11 protein-coding genes and 4 tRNA genes are annotated in these 18,226 nt (G+C 44.9%); 5 read left to right on the top strand and 10 right to left on the bottom strand.

Annotated elements, in window-relative coordinates; genetic code table 11:
- Positions 1-147: 147 nt before the first annotated feature.
- The gene (locus MJ595_RS09855; RefSeq protein ID WP_263322150.1) at positions 148-3,159 is read right to left on the bottom strand and encodes a hypothetical protein; all 3,012 of its coding nucleotides are present in this window, start codon (positions 3,157-3,159) and stop codon (positions 148-150) included.
- 362 nt (positions 3,160-3,521) lie between these two features.
- Between MJ595_RS09855 and MJ595_RS09850 the strand changes: the two genes are divergently transcribed.
- A complete protein-coding gene (locus MJ595_RS09850; protein ID WP_263322149.1) occupies positions 3,522-4,565 on the top strand; it encodes a threonine synthase in 1,044 nt (347 codons plus the stop codon).
- Between the two features lie 58 nt (positions 4,566-4,623).
- Here the strand turns inward: MJ595_RS09850 and MJ595_RS09845 are convergent.
- The 4 genes from MJ595_RS09845 to MJ595_RS09830 all read right to left on the bottom strand — a co-directional run bounded on the left by MJ595_RS09845 (position 4,624) and on the right by MJ595_RS09830 (position 5,050).
- A tRNA-Gln gene (locus MJ595_RS09845) sits at positions 4,624-4,698 on the bottom strand.
- Positions 4,699-4,713: 15 nt separating this feature from the next.
- Positions 4,714-4,790, bottom strand: a tRNA-Met gene (locus MJ595_RS09840).
- Between the two features lie 80 nt (positions 4,791-4,870).
- Positions 4,871-4,945: transfer RNA gene (locus MJ595_RS09835), tRNA-Gln, on the bottom strand.
- Positions 4,946-4,973: 28 nt separating this feature from the next.
- Positions 4,974-5,050 (bottom strand) — tRNA-Met (locus MJ595_RS09830).
- A gap of 811 nt (positions 5,051-5,861) precedes the next feature.
- Here MJ595_RS09830 and MJ595_RS09825 point away from each other — a divergent pair.
- Positions 5,862-7,298, top strand: a complete 1,437-nt coding sequence (locus tag MJ595_RS09825) for a hypothetical protein (protein ID WP_263322148.1) — start codon at positions 5,862-5,864, stop codon at positions 7,296-7,298.
- 122 nt (positions 7,299-7,420) lie between these two features.
- Here the strand turns inward: MJ595_RS09825 and MJ595_RS09820 are convergent, their stop codons facing one another.
- On the bottom strand, positions 7,421-8,254 hold the full coding sequence (locus tag MJ595_RS09820) for an MOSC domain-containing protein (protein ID WP_263322147.1): 834 nt from the start codon (positions 8,252-8,254) through the stop codon (positions 7,421-7,423).
- A 160-nt stretch (positions 8,255-8,414) separates the two neighbouring features.
- Here MJ595_RS09820 and MJ595_RS09815 point away from each other — a divergent pair, with 160 nt between their 5' ends.
- Genes MJ595_RS09815 through MJ595_RS09805 form a run of 3 tightly spaced genes read left to right on the top strand, consistent with a single transcriptional unit; the run spans position 8,415 to position 11,437 of the window.
- Positions 8,415-9,542 carry an ABC transporter substrate-binding protein gene (locus MJ595_RS09815; protein ID WP_263322146.1) on the top strand — a complete coding sequence of 376 codons (1,128 nt, stop codon included), beginning with the start codon at positions 8,415-8,417 and terminating at the stop codon, positions 9,540-9,542.
- A gap of 33 nt (positions 9,543-9,575) precedes the next feature.
- A complete protein-coding gene (locus tag MJ595_RS09810) occupies positions 9,576-10,646 on the top strand; it encodes an iron ABC transporter permease (protein WP_263322145.1) in 1,071 nt (356 codons plus the stop codon).
- Complete coding sequence (locus MJ595_RS09805) at positions 10,643-11,437, top strand: ABC transporter ATP-binding protein (RefSeq protein ID WP_263322144.1); 795 nt, start codon at positions 10,643-10,645, stop codon at positions 11,435-11,437. Before MJ595_RS09810 ends, MJ595_RS09805 begins: the two co-directional genes overlap by 4 nt.
- Here the strand turns inward: MJ595_RS09805 and MJ595_RS09800 are convergent.
- From MJ595_RS09800 to MJ595_RS09785, 4 genes are all read right to left on the bottom strand, one after another.
- Positions 11,420-11,878, bottom strand: a complete 459-nt coding sequence (locus tag MJ595_RS09800; RefSeq protein ID WP_263322143.1) for a hypothetical protein — start codon at positions 11,876-11,878, stop codon at positions 11,420-11,422. The two genes, MJ595_RS09805 and MJ595_RS09800, sit on opposite strands and share 18 nt — an antisense overlap.
- Entirely contained in the window at positions 11,879-13,267 is a 1,389-nt protein-coding gene (locus MJ595_RS09795; protein ID WP_263322142.1) for a rhodanese-like domain-containing protein, read from the bottom strand.
- Between the two features lie 196 nt (positions 13,268-13,463).
- Complete coding sequence (gene ychF / locus MJ595_RS09790) at positions 13,464-14,555, bottom strand: redox-regulated ATPase YchF (protein WP_263322141.1); 1,092 nt, start codon at positions 14,553-14,555, stop codon at positions 13,464-13,466.
- Positions 14,556-14,741: 186 nt separating this feature from the next.
- Positions 14,742-18,029, bottom strand: coding sequence for a S41 family peptidase (locus MJ595_RS09785; RefSeq protein ID WP_263322140.1), 3,288 nt, complete (start codon positions 18,027-18,029; stop codon positions 14,742-14,744).
- Between the last annotated feature and the right edge of the window lie 197 nt (positions 18,030-18,226).

Genomic DNA, 18,226 nt, shown 5'->3' with positions numbered 1-18,226 from the left:
TTATAATTAATATTTTCTAATACTTTTGATGACTTATTTAGCTAAAAATTCCCCACGATCAAGTATTAATTCATAAGACTTTTAGCTAAAAAAGTGGAAACTTAATATAGTTCCCACTTTTTAAAACTAATAGTTATTAAAAATAAACTATTTCTCCAAAACAGTAATGCCAGATACCGCCATAGCATTCACAGGCTTTACTCCCCCCGCATCGTTATAGGTGGCATTGCTTTCCATGTAACTCATATTAAAGTAATCCACCACTTCAATCCGGTATTGGACACCTGCCTGTAGATTCACAGAAATCGGAGTTGAATTTCTTAATGGACGACTATCACCTTCCGGAAGCACATGGGGTAACTGAATAATGCCCTCAGCCAACGGCTCAGTCGCACCAGCCCGGAATACCTTTATCTGCTTAACGCCATTGGTAATACCCAGATTAATGGCATGATGGCTGTTGTTGTATTTTACGCTAATATCGTAGTTGCCGGTTTTATCCACTATCAGGCTTTCAAGCGCCAGTTGATCCTGTTGGGTTCCCCACTCCTTAAGATGCTCTCCACTAATATGCTTATCAGGAGCACTGACTACACTACTGTGTTGCAGTTGATCCACAGAGAAAAACCGAACTGAACCCATGCAAACCGGCTTGGCATGGTGAGAGCTATTTCCTGACTGCTCATAGACCGCCTCAGCACTGTAACAGTGACTGCCTGTTGCACCTGCATCAACGTCCAGCCAGGATTGGGTAATATCAATATTACTGGCGACCTTTTCCCCATCACGATAGATATTATAAGTCACCCCGGACCCAGGATTTTTTTCATCCTTCACTGCCACCTCTATTCCCTGAGCAACTGGCCTGACCTCTTTAATAACAGGCTCAACGGGTGCAAAGACACGAGAGTCCTTAATATCCAGCGGTTTGACATCCTTATCAACCCTAGTGATTTGATGACTACCGGCTTCCAGTGCTCCCATCTGAACAACAATAGTATTGGTTTCATTCAGCCGTTCTTTATCAATGGAGCCTGAAACAGCTTGCCCATTGAGCGTGATAGCATTCACACCATAATAACCCTCACTACCTTCTATATATTCAGGCAGTTCAGTGGTGATAGAGAGCTTTTTGCCCTGATAATCAAGATTAGCAAGCGTAAAACTTCTGGCAACATCCTTTACACCATCCATAGCCCCCATGATTTTATGGGCCTGAGCCGTAATGAACGGATTAATATGAAAACCATTGTCGTTCAGGTGATAACCAAACAGTGTCTCCGTCACCATTCCCAGGTATCCCCCCACTGACCACAATTGTCGCTGGGAATTAATAACAGGTCCGCTTAAATCCGGATTATCCACATCCATCAGGGAGGGTTGACCGGAAAGCCATTCCAGGTTTTCCATATTGGATAGGTTCAAGGCAGCACCACGCATCAGGGACGCCATAGCGTTATCGAACACTGCAACATTGTGAACCCGGGCAGCGGCTTTCAAGCTGTAAGCCGTAACAAAGGGCCAAATAGCCCGGTTATGATAGACAGGAACATCCGGTTGCTGTGGGAAATAAACCGGTACGCCAAATTGCCCATGAGGGTAATGGGCAAGGCTCTGCGCTGCCCGCTCTTCTGATGCAATCCCGGTAAGGGTCACCAGGGCAATACCCAGCATATCAAACTTGGCAACGGTACTATTATCCGTATGGGTATTGGTGAGGCTGGCATACATTTTTTGATCTTTCAGCCAGAACTTATCATTAATGGCCTTTTTCAGGTTATCCGCCCACTCCTGGTATTTCTTTGCACTCTCTAAATCCCCCTGTCGGGTTGCCAGCTTACTGGCCAGAGTCAAGGCAACATAATGGGTAGCATTGGTAGATAATGATTTGCTCATACCAATATGGGCAATATCTTTACGAATCCACTGGGCGTAGGTTTGCTCACGCCAATCAAGGAAGGATTGCTCACCGCTATAAAGTCCATCGGTATGATCAAATGCTGCCTGGCGATCCGCCTCAAGCGTGTTACCAAGAGCTTCAAAGGCCTCACGGGCAAAGGTGCTGGCCTTATCTTCAGGCAGGCTTGTTAACACTTTTTCAGCACCCAGCGCCCAGGTTGTGCGGTCAGTGCTGATCGGCCAGCTGCCACCGGAGCCTGTATCCTGAATAACCTGCTTACCACTGCCTATCCGGGGAATGGATGGATTAAGTTGAGGTTTGAGTGAGGCACGGAAGGCCGATAATTTAAACAACAATGAATTCATAACCCGTTCAGGGTCCAACGCAGCCAACCCTAAATTAGCCGCATAGGATAAATCCCGGGTCCAGACGTAATCCCACTTGGCTCCGGTTTTAAAGCAATCACAATCAATTGCAGCCCCACCGTTATAACTGCCATCACTGATCTGGCTGACACTATCCCGTTTCATATCATTAATAGCTAAAGCAAACAGGGCATCAAATAATAGACTACCAGTGTTCACTTTAGGCTGGGATCCATCTTCCATCAGAGCAACATACCCATCTCCAGGGTCTCGAAGCTCCTGGGTGGTGGACAACGCAAATTCACGCAAGCGGGCATCTTTCTTTTTAACCGATACCGTGACCTGCTCATTGCCTCCTTTCCAGGTAGGATAAGCCTGCTTAAGTACCCATTCATGACCTTCATGGGGATTAGTCATCGCCATATCCGCATCACTGGCCCGGTTAAAATGAAAATTTATGGAAGGTGAAGAGAGGTTTTCATTGGTAACTTCCACCTGAAAATCATAAAGCCCCCGCTCCATAACCACTAACCGGTTATTCTGGCCTTTATTATCAAACATCGGATAGTCAACATCGGGACTTACACTGGTTTCCTGTTCAGTGCTGGCCGCAAAATCAGGGTATTTATTCCACTCTGGGCCAGCCACTTTAAAAGGAGGCAGCCCGGAACTGAATTCCACATTGTTTAACGTGTAAACCCCCTGATCATAGTGGAGCTTGTATTTATCATCCCGGCCCCAGCCTGAAAATTCACCCACCAGATACAGGTCAAAGTCCCATGGAGCTACTGATGACGTGGTTGGACTATCATCAGAGTCGCCGGAATTACACCCTGTTAACAATACAGCACCACCCAGTAACGCTGCAGATAAAATCGTATTTCGGATGATCATTGCTACTATCAACTACGTACTTATCGAGATGCACACCTTTTACCGGTGAGCAGAACCTCAAAAAAGCCGTACTTACACGATACTGACACTTTTTATAGGCAGGCAATAGATACACGTCATATGTAAGCGTTTACCTTTTCAAGCAGCCCCTAACAGCGTGTCGGACTAGTAGCATAAGTACTTCCCCCAAGAAACAAGCGCCATTAACTAAACTATAGTGAGCAGGCAGTTGACTCAACTATCAAATAACTGCTTTCGATTAATTTCCAGTGATATCCATGACTCATTATCTTGACCCCATAACTCAAGCGACCTTCTCACTAACGGATCGCATCTGGTGCTCACCGGCGGGGCACCCTCTGATGGTTGCACCATTAAAAGGAATCACACGTGAACAGATAGATCAAAGTGAACGATCCATCTGGCGCTATAAAGCAGCACTGCCAGTTAATATAACCAATTCCGTCAGCCTCGGTGAAGGCTGTACACCTCTGGTAAAAAGAACCTTTAATGGTGCTTCCTGTCGCTTCAAGCTGGAGTGGTTTGCCCCTACTGGCTCTTTTAAGGACCGGGGTACAGCGGTGATGCTCTCTTATCTGCAACAACTTGGAATAACCACCGTTATTGAAGACAGTTCAGGCAATGGCGGCTCATCAGTTGCCGGCTTTGCCGCCGCAGCGGGCATCCAGGCAAAAATATTTGTACCAGCCTCAACCCAACCAGCAAAAATTGCACAAACCCGTGCTTATGGAGCTGAAGTCATACTGGTTCCTGGCCCACGGGAGGCAACAGAAGCGGCAGCTATTGAAGCAGCATCAAGCGGTTCCGGTTTTTATGCCAGCCATAACTGGCATCCATTTTTTTTACAGGGAACAAAAACCCTGGGGTATGAAATCTGGGAAGACCTCGGGTTCAACGTTCCCGACAATATCATTATCCCTGCCGGGGCAGGCAGTAATCTTCTGGGGTGTTATCTGGCCTTTAAGGAACTCATGGCTTCAGGAGAAATCCGTCGTATGCCAAAACTGTTTGTGTCACAGCCAGCAAACTGTGCTCCCATTCACACCAGTTTTCAGGCGAGTGTCGATGATTATATGCCCCAGGAATTCAAGCCCACTATCGCCGAAGGCACGGCCATAAAAAAACCCATTCGCCTGAAACAGATTTTAGCGGCAATTCATGAATCCGGTGGCGGTACCGTCGCCATTGCTGAGGATGATATCCAAGCGGCCAGCCTGACACTTGCCAGGCAGGGATTGTATGTTGAACCCACTTGCGCACATGCCGCCGCAGGGTTTACCCAGCTACTTGAAAGCGGACAAATCCACAAAGATGATAATACGGTTGTTATAATGACAGGTACCGGCTTAAAAGCGCTGGGCTATTATGCGGCACAGTTTCAATAAACAGGAAAAAAAGAAGGTCAAAAAAAAAGCCTCTCAAAACTGAGAGGCTTTTTAAATATGGCTGGGGTGGCAGGATTCGAACCTGCGCATGACGGGATCAAAACCCGTTGCCTTACCGCTTGGCGACACCCCAACTGATTCGCTTAAATGGTAGCTAGGGGCAGATTCGAACTGCCGACCCCAGCATTATGAGTGCTGTGCTCTAACCAACTGAGCTACCTAGCCACAAAAGCGAAGCGCTATTTTCTGGATTAAAACCCAGTCTGTCAATCAGTAATACTGAAAAATAGCATTAACAGATAAAATGGCTGGGGTGGCAGGATTCGAACCTGCGCATGACGGGATCAAAACCCGTTGCCTTACCGCTTGGCGACACCCCAAAAGAACTGTTCGTTCTTATGCTTTCAATGGTAGCTAGGGGCAGATTCGAACTGCCGACCCCAGCATTATGAGTGCTGTGCTCTAACCAACTGAGCTACCTAGCCGCTGAAAGCTGGAGCGAATTGTGGAGATTTAGGCCTTGGCTGTCAAGACTCCAGATACCCTTTTTCGATTTTCCGCAATAGAGCAACCAAAAACGCTAAAGCACCTTCCAGATAGAAACATCCTTCCACAAGCTCACAGAAGCGCTTTGCCCTACCATACGTCACTATAAACAATAATCCAGGTGACCAGCGCTGTGAGCCAAGATATTTAGTGCTGCAATGCCCCTTTCACAGTATCCGCAGCTTTACTTCATGAAATAGCGGGAGGGGGGTTCAGGTGATTATTTTCAAATTAATTATTGAACTTTATAAAAATATAAGCTTCTAACTTAGGGTACAGATAAATGCACTGCCATTTTCCAATGAGCCGTTACTTTTCTGTAAAACCTAGGGGCTGTTGACGTTTGCTCATGTGCTCAGTCAAAACCAGCGGTTTCGTGGCTAGACGCAGTAGCGCAGGAATAACCTAAAGGTCACGCGGACTCACGTCTTTCAAGCTACTGCAACGACGGCACGGAATCGCTGGTTTTGGCCCTTCGGGTGGCTCGTAAAGCGGCTTTCCGACGGCGTTGGACTGGCTTGACGTAGAATAACTATGCCTGCACCAGTGTCCGCCCGGCGTGCCCCATTGGGTATTGTGGAAAACCGCTTTACGAGCCACTGAGCTCACGATCAAACATCAACAGCCCCTAAAAAAACTCATAAAAAACCCATCAAATTTAATTAAATATAATCTTTTTAACCGCCAAAAGAAAAATAGCAAGAATAGATTAAAGACCTACTAATAAAAAAAACAGGAGTGAATTCAATCATGAAAATAAAACCAATTACAGGAACCACCCTGCTTATATTGTTTTTTACAACCTTAATTAATTGCGGACTAATTTATGCCGATAGCAGGCATAATCCACCCCCGGTTATAAATTATTTTAGCTACAGTGATATTACAGGCACATCTCAACATTCATCTTATGCTGGACATACACTTCTCAGAGAACTTCCAAAAAAGTTTTTTACTGTTGATGGATACAGCCGAGAATACGTTAGCGACTTTGACCTGATAATTCAAGATAGTAAAAAAAACATCCTCATGCTAGCAACCTCACCAGAGGCAGATCACAATGGTGTATTAGATTCTATCAATCATAATATTTTAGATAATGCAGCGAAAAACTATAACTTAATATACAGAAGAATAAATAGTCATACTCAAATACCAAAACTGTTCAATCAATTATCAAAAAGATATGGAAAATTCGAAATTATGATAATTGCAGCTCATGGTAGTTTTTACAACCTCTCATTTCCTGGCGGTGCGTTATTTTCGCGTGATTTAAAAAAAGCCATTGGCGAAAAAATAGATATGAGTGGTTTTGATAAAAACCCATATGTATTCCTATATGCTTGTGAAACCGGTTCAATGGTTAGCGAAATGAGTTTTCTGGATCATTTGTCCATAGCTCTTCCTGATATCACGGTAGCTGGAAGCTCAGAGGTTATTACCAGTAAATTCTCTGAATCCGATGTCACGGTTGATACCGTATACCCACTTCGATTCAATATTACCCAAAGCGGAAGAAGTGTTCTTGTTACTAAGAAATTTGTACCTGGCTCCGAGGCTAACCGAGAACCAAAAGAACTATATATACAAACCAAGCGGGATTATCCGATTTGGAGAAAAGGGGTCGAATTTCATCATGATGAATACCTCTCACCTTCTGCTTATTTCGACCCTGTACTTGGTAAATGGTCCCAAAAAAATATCGATTCCTGGCAAAGAGTCCAGTATATGAAAAAAAATGACCAATATTATAACCCTTCGATCAAACAGTTTATAAACAATCTAAAAGAAAAAAATGGCAGGATCATGCTTGAAAACCCAACTGTAAAGATGCTTAAATCATTAAGTACTTATCAAAATCAGCTACAGTGGCTTATTCCAGAAATTCAGGTATTATTTCTTTCTTTCCATGACATGTGGGGCGGTTATCGTCATGAAGTAAAAAAGGTATTAAGTCATATATACAATGATTATATCACAGGCAACCTTGAGCTTGATATTGAACTTATTGTTTCAGATGGCCATGATTCATCATTCGTTGCCTATGACTACTTTCATATCTTAAGAGTACCTTGGGTTGCACTATCAAATAGAGCGTATGAGACCGAACTTAATTATATTGGGTTTGAAAAAGATGATGTAATTTACAGCATTGATAGTGATTCATATAACTATCAAACCCCATAAATTTTAATTCATTCAATCTCGTATAGTTTTCAGGCTGAAATAATATCCTTATAATTAATTCCGGATTTTCAGCCTGAATATTAAAACACTGCCTTTGACAATAATTTCCCGTTCAGTGCACATCAAAAACGTCTATCGACATACTCTTCAGGCTCTTTTTCAGCCAGCACCTCAATAACATCACCCTCACGAATAACCCCTTCATTCTGGGGAATGAGATTCTGACCAAAATGCACTTTGCCATTACGACCTTTACGGAATTTAGCCAATGTTACCAGCGGCTCCTTTAACCCATTAGACTTACCAGTGCTGGGATCTACCGTTGTTAAAATACAACGGCTACAAGGTTCCACCACATCAAACACCACACCGCCTATTCGAAACCTTTGCCAGCGATCCTCAGCAAAAGCGCTAACCCCAGACACCACCAGGTTAGCCCTGAACTGAGCCATAGTATGTCGGACGGGTGACCAATGATTCAGCTCATTCAGGGATGCCTCAGAAATCACCAGCAATGGAAAACCATCAGCAAAGCTGACCTTTACACCGGCCTTACTACCGGTTCTATTTGACTCATCCCCCAGATAAAGCAGGCTGGCAGGCTGCCCTATAATTCGTGCAAACCATTCGCCTGCAGCAAGATGAGTGCTATAAGCTGTAAAGCGATCACTCCATACCCCGGCTTCGGCCAGATCCATAGAAAAGTCCGCATATTTCAACATTAAGCTGGGCTGCCCTGGATAAGACAACACCAAGCCATTGTGTCTGAATACTGAAGACACTTTTAACAGCTGGGGGTATTTGCGGGCAGTCACCATGCTACCATCCCACAAAATAACCAGAAAACGCCGGTCAAAGCTTAGACCTATTTTTTCTACCCAGCTGGATACGAGTTTTACCCCCGCCGTGGACTTGACTGGAAATACATTAATTTTGGAAAGAAACGCACTACTCAAAATAGACTCCCTATTTAAACTGTCTGAAGAGTTATCTGTTTACCCGTTAAAACTAAAACTTAAAACATAATAAGAATAATTATTATTAAGATTGAAGATATATTATCTGTGCAGTAGGATGTACGCCGTTTCAACAAGGGATCAGGCCGGAAAAATCGCCATGTTCAAAAAGCTTATATCAGGTATAGCGTTACTCGCCTGCACACTTATCGCCATGCCCTCTCTGGCTGAAAAAATCAATATCACTGACCTTGCAGGCCGAACTGTTAAAGTAGAGCATGGTGCCAAACGCATTATTTTAGGTGAAGGCCGCCAACTTTATATTATTGCAGCCCTTGACCGGGAAAATCCGTTTAAACATATTGTTGGCTGGCGCGATGACCTGATTCAGTACGACCCGGATACCTATGCTCTCTATAACAAAAAATTCCCTGAAGCCTCAACCATAAAAACACTGGGAAACCCTTACTCCAGTGAAATTGATATTGAAGCTGTTATTTCCCTTAAGCCAGATGTAGTGGTCTTTCCACTGGATAAGTTAAAGACAACCCGGGAAACCGGGGTTACAGACAAGCTTGGCAAACTTAATATCCCTGTCGTCTATATCGACTTCCGCACAGACCCTACTGTGAACACAATTCCAACTATCAGGTTATTTGGACAGATATTGAATCAGGAAGACCGGGCCAGGGAGCTGATTGACTTTTATCAGCACTACATGACAATGATTAAAGAGCGTACCACCGCTCAAAAAGATAGCGAGCGGCCACTGGTCTTTATAGAAAAAGCGGCGGGCCTTGACCCCAATGCATCAGGTAATACCTTTGGTCCTGCCAACCTGGGCCAGTTGATTGAAGTGGCTGGCGGGCGCAACCTGGGTAGTGAAAAGCTTACGGGCTATTCCGGCAAACTGTCTCCTGAAGAAATTTTTGCTGCACAGCCACAGCATATTATTATGACCGGCGTAAAATGGGATCAGGCATTTCCTGACTCTATGGCCATTCCCTATGGTTACGATGCCACAGCGCAAAACATTCAAGGCCGCATGCAGGGACTGGTTAAACGACCCGGCTGGTCAAGCTTACGTGCCGTGCAATCAAAACAGGTTCATGGCATTTACCACCAGTTCTACAAAAGCCCTTACAACTTTATTGCCACCTTACAGTTTGCCAAATGGTTTTATCCGGAAGCGTTCAAGGATGTAGATACCACTGCCGTCTATAAAGAATTTCATAAGAAATTCCTGCCCATTGATTACAGTGGTTACTTCTGGTCAACCCTGAATTAATCAAAAGAGAATGTCTCCCCCGGAACTACGCCAATGAGTGAAGCTGTACTGGCCGCCACATCACATAACAGCGGCCTTTTTTACCTTAAAAAAGTCAGAAAGAATGTGCTACTTATAGCCGGGCTTTCATTATTAACCACCTTTAGCTTTCTTACGGATATCTCCATTGGTTCCAGCAGTTTTACTCTGGCTGATGTAATCCGAACCATTCTGCAGCCTGAAAGCGCCAATGGTTTATTATCCGTAATTGTCTGGGATATTAGGCTACCCATCGCCCTGATCGCCCTGCTTATTGGTGCGATTCTGGCACTGGCTGGCGCCCAGATGCAGACCATACTGAATAACCCGTTGGCAGATCCCTTTACCCTTGGCATATCGTCTGCCGCCAGCTTTGGTGCAGCCCTTGCCATTGTCACCGGTATCAGCCTGATTCCCTTTGCCGGAGCTTACGCTGTCACAGGCAATGCCTTTGTCTTCTCACTGATAGCCTCATTTGCCATTTATGGCTTTACGCAGATTCGGGGAGTAACGGTGGAGACAATGATTCTGGTGGGTATTGCCTTAATGTTTACCTTCAATGCACTGCTGGCCCTGTTACAGTATGGTGCGTCTGAAACTCAGTTACAGCAGGTCATCTTCTGGATGATGGGCAGCCTGCAACGAACCTCCTGGAATAAAATTGCCGTCTGCACTGCACTGTTAGTAGTCTGCCTACCCTATTGCCTGCAAAAAGCCTGGATGCTGATGGCTCTCCGTATGGGCGATGAGCGCGCCCGCACCATGGGTGTCAATGTCAAGCGCTTGCGAATTCAGATGTTGATCGTGATATCACTGCTGGCCTCTGTTTCTGTGGCCTTTGTGGGAGCCATCGGCTTTATTGGACTGGTTGCCCCCCATCTGGCACGAATGATGGTGGGAGAAGACCAACGATTCTTTCTGCCCGTAGCTGCACTCAATGGCGCACTGATACTCTCCCTCACATCTATTATCAGCAAATCCATTGTTGATGGTGTGATTTACCCCATCAGCGTGATCACCTCATTAATTGGCATCCCATTTTTTATCAGCCTGATTCTGGCTTCCAGGAGAAAAAACTGGTCATGAGTTTCTCCATTACCAACCTGAACTTTGGCTATCGAAACCAGGCTGTACTCAAGAATATTTCCATTAATAACCTTCAACCCGGCCAGTTTGTCGGGGTATTGGGTGCTAATGGTGCCGGTAAATCAACGTTGTTCAAGTGTATTGCTGACACCCTGAAACCGGCATCAGGGGAAATGATGCTCTCGGATACACCACTGGAGACTTTCGATAAAAATGAACGCATTCGCAAAATTTGCTATATGCCTCAACACTTCCAGTCCAATGCAGCACTGACAGTATTTGATGTGGTGATGCTGGCAAGAAAGTTTTCCATTGCCAGCAAAATGGGAAAGGCCGATATCAACCAGGTGGCCAGCACCCTGGATATGCTGCAAATAGAGCACCTGGCCAACCGGAATATTTCAGAGCTATCAGGTGGCCAACAACAAATGGTCTCGCTGGCTCAGGCCATTATCCGCTCCCCGGAGTTACTGCTACTGGATGAACCCACCAGCGCCCTGGACCTGCAAAAACAGCTTGAGGTGATGGATTTAATCCGGCAATTCAGCCATCAACGGCAGATTATCACCATGGTTGCCATCCATGACCTGAACCTTGCTGCCCGTTTTGCTGACCAGCTGATACTGATGTCCAATGGCACCGTTCAAAAAACAGGCACCCCCATAGAGGTTCTGACACCCGAAGCGATTCTGGCTATTTATGGGGTAAAGGCTGCCGTCCGGCACGATAGCGATAACAGGCCGGTAATTTCCGCTATCGAGTCAACCCGTAAATTAAGCCTTGGCTTTTAATGGCTGCAAACAGGCTTGCTGCATGGCAGGCCTGTTCAGAAGGATTTTACCAACCTCCACTAATACCAATAGTTCCAGAAACATTAACAGGTAAGGGTAGATATTTAGTGCCTGAACCAGAGGGAAGAAAAAGGCACATAACAATGCTGCACTATACAGCCCGATACGGTAAAGGCATCTCCAGCTAAACGAACCCTGCCGCCTTCTGAAAACCCGGAAAGCGGTTGATAAAAGCAAAAATAATAAGATAACAGTATGGAGGGCAATCCCGGTTTTTGTATAAACAGTAAACATATACTCCATTTTCCTGAAGTATAAATGCTTCATTAACCCGCCTTTATATCCGGACAGATACTCCAGAACCACCAGTGCAATTAGCACCAGCAGTTCAACTCCGTAAATCAGCTTGCCGGTAAGGCATTTGCCTGAAAGCACTGACATTTACTTTTCCGGTTCACCTGAAATGGTAGGGTTGCCAACCGTATTACTCCAGCCAATCCAGCCATCACTGAAAATACCGATATTCTCAAGACCCATTACATCAGCATAAGTATAAATTTCTGCCACACGCCAGCCACTGCCACACATAAAAGACAGGTGTTTACTGGTATCAATACCCTGACCTCGCCAGAGACCCAGAATCTCACCCGCATTTCTCATGGTGTTATCCAGATTACGGTAGTACTCCATTGAGTAAGAGTTCTTTTTACCGGCATAACCAAAGATAGCTCCTGGAATCCGTCCTTTTTTATCATGGTAAGAGTAGCCGCTGGATTTACCGATAAACTCATCCCAGGTGCGGTTATCCACCAGGGTAAACTGTTCCGGTTTTTTCAAGCCATCCTGCACTTCGTTCATTGTATCAATCACATCAGGTCGGCCAGGAATACGAACACCAAATTCATCCGCCGGTACGGGCTTATGGCTTTGGGTTTCCAGCTCATAACCCGCCATTGTCCAGGCCCTATGACCGCCATTCAGTACACGGACATCATGCACCCCCATGTATCTTAGTACAGTGGCTAACCGATAGGATGCCAGAGGCTCTTCAGCGGTCATAATCACGGTATCATCTTTGGTGAAGCCGTACTTGGCCGCAACATCTTTTAGGGTGGCATCGTCAGCCAGCAGCCACATCATCGGTGGTTTAACGGCGGGAGGTTCAATATCATCGGTATTAATATGAAAGGCTGTGGGTATATGTCCCTTGCTATAGGAAGTTTTTTCTTCACCCCAGCTGGCTTCAACAATTTTAACGTTTTTCGCCTGTTCGAAGGTCTCTGGCCTTTCGCCCCCAATCAGTGCTTTAACCACCGGAGCAGGCACAATCAGTTGATAGTTTTTGTATTTTTCCAGGGGCAAACTGGAATCATTGACCCACTGGTTCAGGTCATAAATATAGAGCTGATCAAACCCTTTACTCTGAAGATAAGCTGCCACCTGTTTAGCATCCTGACCATTCGTATCATAGAGAACAATGCTTTTTCCTTTGGATATCCCTTTTGTTTGCAACGCCTCCGTTAATACCTTGGCACTCTCATCTGCCTTTACCTTCAGCCAGTTAGCGGAAAAGTCCACTGCGCCCTTGATATGCCCACCCCGGCTGACACCATCCATTTTCCAGCCGTTAAAGGCATCATTCAGACGGGTATCAACCACCACCCAGTCATCATTGCCGAGCGCCTTTATGACCTGGTCGGTATTTATCGTTGTATATTCGACCTGAGCAGATGCAGCAGGCTGATTATCTGACTCGTTATCTTCTGCGGAACAGCCCACCAATAACACCAGCATCATAATAGATGCCAGTTTTACCCCTATTGCTTTCATTCAACTGTAGTCCAAAATTTTTGTGGTTTAGATTTTCTACAGATCAGGGCAAATAGTTATCAGTAATTGCCACAAGCTCTTTAGTGGCAATGTTTCAGGTCAAAAATAAGACAAAAGAGGATAGTGGTGAACAACAAATGCCCATGACCAGTTTCACCGGTCATGGGCATTTTTAAAAAGATATTAAAAAATGTAATTAAACATTAAAACGGAAATGCATCACATCGCCATCCTTAACGATGTACTCCTTACCTTCAACCCTCAGCTTGCCTGCTTCCTTGGCACCCTGCTCACCGTTATATTGCAGGAAGTCATCGTAGCTGGTGACCTCTGCACGGATAAAGCCACGCTCAAAATCAGTGTGGATTACGCCTGCCGCCTGAGGAGCCGTAGCACCAATTTTCACAGTCCAGGCACGAACTTCTTTCACACCCGCAGTAAAGTAGGTTTGCAGGCCCAGTAATTCATACCCAGCGCGGATAACACGATCCAGGCCGGGCTCTTCCATACCCAGGTCAGCCAGAAACTCATCCCGTTCGTCATCTTCCAGCTCGGCAATCTCAGATTCCAGCTTGTTGCATACCGGAACCACTACAGCCCCTTCCTTATTGGCAATCTCGCGTACCTGGTCCAGGTAAGGGTTATCTTCAAAGCCATCTTCATCAACATTAGCAATGTACATGGTGGGCTTGGTGGTCAACAGATGCAGCATCTTGGCCTGTTTCTGTTCCTCTTCGTCCAGGGTCAGAGAGCGCACCGGATTGCCTTCTTCCAGATGAGGAATCACCTTTTCCAGCAGGGCTTTTTGGGCAATAGCTTCCTTATCACCCCCTTTGGCAGTGCGGGTTACCCGTTGCAGCTGTTTCTCACAGCTTTCCAAATCCGCCATGGCCAGCTCAAGGTTAATAATGTCGATATCCGCTGCCGGATCAACCTTATTGGCCACGTGAATAACATTGTCATTTTCAAAGCAGCGAACCACATGGGCAATGGCATCGGTTTCACGGATGTTGGCCAGGAATTTATTACCCAGCCCTTCCCCTTTGGAAGCGCCAGCTACCAAACCGGCAATATCCACGAACTCCATGGTAGTTGGCACCATACGCTCCGGATTAACAATAGCCGCCAGTTTATCCAGACGTGGGTCAGGCATCGGCACCACACCGGCATTAGGCTCAATAGTGCAGAACGGGAAGTTTTCCGCATCAATGCCCGCCTTGGTCAGGGCGTTGAAAAGTGTTGATTTACCCACGTTGGGCAGCCCAACAATACCGCATTTAAAACCCATAGATTATTACCAGCCTTGTGCCAATAGAATATAGAATGGGAGCGATTATAAAGGTCAGTTTCCTGGTACACCATAGGGAAAGGTCTGCGAAAATCCTACTTGTTTTACCCACAACCTTAGCTCACGAATGTTTTTATTGAATTAACCAACCGTACAGCTAACTATCTATTTGGATAAACTTCACTATCAATCCTTAAAGGTTTTGACTGGATAGGAAGGAGGCTCTGGCATCTCCACGGGCTCAGCGGCTATTTTATTCTTCAGATAGTTGATTGCAGCATCCAGCTGAGCATCTTTTCCCTTAAAGGTTTCATGGGGTAAATTATCGACCATTATATCAGGCTCAACCCCATGCCCCTCTATTAACCACTTGCCCTCTAGGTCAAACACGCCTAGTTGTGGTGCTGACACGATACCATTATCAACCAAACGATTATCCAGGTTTAACCAAATGTTTCCACCCCAGGTTCGAGTACCGATCACTTTACCCAATCCTAACCTTCGAAAGCCCTCTACAAATACCTCACCATCTGAAGATGTCTCCTCATCGCACAATACAACCATATGCCCCCGAAAAGCATACTGCATATTCCAGTGAGGCTTACCTGTCCGTGCTTTCCAAAAAAACCAGGCCCGGCGCATTAGCTTCTCTAAAATCCAGCTATCAATATTTCCTCCCCGGTTATGTCTGACATCAATAATCAGGCCTTTCCGGTTAAATACCGGATAATAATCTCTTACCCATTGAGCGATATCATCTGCCCCCATCGCCCGTAAATGAATATAACCAATATTACTATCGCTGGCTGCCTCTACCCTTTCTCTCCGTGAAAATTCCCAATCATCATAACGCAGGTCATATGCCTGTCCTCTGGTAAAGGGAACAACAATCACATCTTTCTTCTTTTTTTTGTTGTTTTTAAACCTGACAGTTAATCTCACCTGCCGTTTAGCTTGATTCCTCAACAGCTCTGATAAGTCACGAGTTTCTATAGCCGGTATGCCATTGATAGCTTCAATAATATCGCCCTCCCCAAGTCCTGCTCTTTGCAATGGGGAGAGTCGCTCAGGGTAGTCAGGATCGCCCCGATACATCTTACCAACGTGATATTGCCCCTGACTATCCCTTACCAGTTCAGCACCAAGAAAACCTATTGCAATATTATCTCCCCCCTGACGTTTATCACCATCACTGATAAATGTATGCAGAGCACCAAGTTCACCAACTATATGACCAATTAAGTCATCCAGTTCATCACGATCTGTAACTCTTTCAACAAGCGGAAAATGTTTATCACGAATAGTCTTCCAATCAATGCCATGGAGATTGACATCATAAAAATAGTCTCTTTCCATTCGCCAGGCATCAATAAATATCTGCCGCCACTCCTCCCGCGGCCTGAATGAAAATGCCCAACGAGATAAATCCACTTTATTCTCATCTATAGAGTCAGACTCTGAGCCAGAAGCCTCAATAACATAAAGAGCATTTTCTTTTTCAATCAATATTTTTTCCTGATTCATTGACATTACATAATGAGAAATATCTTCCAATATGACTGTTTTCTCAACATTGCTATTTTTAATTTCTACTGCCACCAGTTTGCTTGTATTGTTCCGGGATTTGCTTATATCCGCTATATAAAGATGCTTTCCTGTAACCTGTAACTGTTCATAGTTACCCGCTGGAATCGGCACTTCATAAAGCCTTTCCTGAATGCCTTTAAAGTCAATTTTAACCCGTTGAGCTGGATTATTTTTATTGCCCGATTCTCCTTTTTCTTTGCTATTACCTTCTTTCTCTTTTTTGTGCTTGTTTTCTATTAAGGATAAAAACTCCTCACTTTCCTTGAAAGGAGATCTCAGGTCTTTCTGTAAAGCAAGCTGATATACTTTTGTCATTTGATCAAAGAAAGGCTCTGGTTGATGTTGCCCCCAAGGGCTTTCAACGAGAGAAACCAAGTTTCGATCTGATAAGAAGTAAAGCCATTGACCATCCTGGCTCCAGGCTGGGGAGAAACTATATACCCGGTTTGTTGTCACCGGCACCGTTGTTTTTTCATCAAGGCTATAAATAAAAATTTGTGCATAGCCATTATCTGCATCTTTTGCATAAGCAAGCCATCGACTATCTGGAGACCAGGCGAGATTAGATAGCCCTATACTTGCCGCCTCATCAGTTTCTTTTGATGGATGATTTGACCAGGTAGTTTCTGACTGATCTACCAGATATTTTTTCTTATTGAACAAGTCCTGCAACCAAAGCCGCTCATCATGGTCTGTAAACACAATCCATTTACCATCTGGTGATGGTACTCCTGCATTTCGCAACACCTGGCCATCTTCTGTCAAACTGGTAAGACTTCCATGACCATCAGCAGGTGTTGTCCAAAACTCAACCTCTCCGGTATGATCAGATTGTAATAAGATATTTTTCCCATCAGGCATAAAACGGGCATTTCTAAACCTGATACCTTGCTGACGGGTTACTTCAACCAAACGTCCCTGTTTCACTGGAATAACAAAAACCCGTCCCCTGGATGTAAGTACCAGCCGATCGCCATCGGGCGACAGATCCATACTGGAAAGAAATTTTAAAGGGTTCTGTACCCACTTATCTCTTAACTGGTCAAAATCCGAAGCGAGCTGTATTGATAATTTTTTGTCTTTTGAAGTGTCAATATCAAAAAGATGAAGATCAGCCCCTAGCTGATAGACTACCCGTCCTTTATATAAGGAAGGAGATTTAATATCCCACCCTTTATGAAAGGTGTGCTGCCTTAGTGTTCCACCAGACTCATCCATTGACCACAAATTCATGATGCCATCACGGTCACTGACAAAATAGACCCTGTTATTCCACCACATAGGAGAACTGCTGGTTCCAGGGTACGATTGGGTTAATGCCTCTGCTTCAATGGCGCCCTGGGTAAATTTCCAGATTTGTTCAACAGAACCACCTTGATACCGCTTGGTGTAACTTCCCTGAAATGGCAAGCGAGTAAAAAAAAGCGTCTTTCCCGTTTCATCATAACGGCCGTCAGCAGCCTGTGCTAACGGTAGTCTTTCACTGCTCTGTGTTTTTGGATCAAAGACAAATAACTGAGCATTAGGTAATGTGGATAAGTGGTACGAGCGATAAAGTATCTTTCCATCTGGCGTCCAACCCACCACACCAGAAATACCGTGGAAGGTTAGGCGTCGGGGCAAGCCACCAGCCAAAGGCATGGTATAAAGCTCAGTTGAGCCTTCATATTGAGCCTTGAATGCCAATATCATGCCATCCGGAGAAACAGCAGCATCAGCCTCAACCCCTTGATGACTGGTTAGCCGCTGGGCTAACCCTCCGTCAATATTCACAGTCCAAAGATCTCCTTCAGCTGTAAATACGATAGTACTATCATGAAGGGCAGGAAAGCGGTAATAGCCTTCATTGGTTTTGACAGGTAAAGTACTGGCTGTTGCTGGCATCATAAAACCAACGGCTTTTATTAATAAAAAGGTTTCAAATAACAGTCTGCAAACCCACTTCCTTTTATAATCTTCTCGAATCACGTGAAAAATACGCAACATTATCGATCTGGCCGCCTTATAGTTTATTTGCTGATAGACTATTAATTGTCTAGTTTCCATTTGACCAGGGACTTGCAAAAACTATCCCAGATAAAATA

The organism is Endozoicomonas sp. Mp262, from assembly GCF_025643335.1.
Classification (GTDB): Bacteria; Pseudomonadota; Gammaproteobacteria; order Pseudomonadales; family Endozoicomonadaceae; genus Endonucleibacter.
Note: the sequence above shows the minus strand (reverse complement) of the source record. Positions and strands in the feature narration are given on the sequence as shown.

Bases quoted from the DNA above. Each gene is read 5' to 3' on its own strand.
- MJ595_RS09855 (WP_263322150.1), bottom strand. From the start codon at position 3,159: ATGATCATCCGAAATACGATTTTATCTGCAGCGTTACTGGGTGGTGCT.
- MJ595_RS09850 (WP_263322149.1), top strand. From the start codon at position 3,522: ATGGTTGCACCATTAAAAGGAATCACACGTGAACAGATAGATCAAAGT.
- MJ595_RS09825 (WP_263322148.1), top strand. From the start codon at position 5,862: ATGAAAATAAAACCAATTACAGGAACCACCCTGCTTATATTGTTTTTT.
- MJ595_RS09815 (WP_263322146.1), top strand. From the start codon at position 8,415: ATGTTCAAAAAGCTTATATCAGGTATAGCGTTACTCGCCTGCACACTT.
- MJ595_RS09810 (WP_263322145.1), top strand. From the start codon at position 9,576: ATGAGTGAAGCTGTACTGGCCGCCACATCACATAACAGCGGCCTTTTT.
- MJ595_RS09805 (WP_263322144.1), top strand. From the start codon at position 10,643: ATGAGTTTCTCCATTACCAACCTGAACTTTGGCTATCGAAACCAGGCT.
- MJ595_RS09800 (WP_263322143.1), bottom strand. From the start codon at position 11,878: ATGTCAGTGCTTTCAGGCAAATGCCTTACCGGCAAGCTGATTTACGGA.
- MJ595_RS09795 (WP_263322142.1), bottom strand. From the start codon at position 13,267: ATGAAAGCAATAGGGGTAAAACTGGCATCTATTATGATGCTGGTGTTA.
- ychF (WP_263322141.1), bottom strand. From the start codon at position 14,555: ATGGGTTTTAAATGCGGTATTGTTGGGCTGCCCAACGTGGGTAAATCA.
- MJ595_RS09785 (WP_263322140.1), bottom strand. From the start codon at position 18,029: ATGATGCCAGCAACAGCCAGTACTTTACCTGTCAAAACCAATGAAGGC.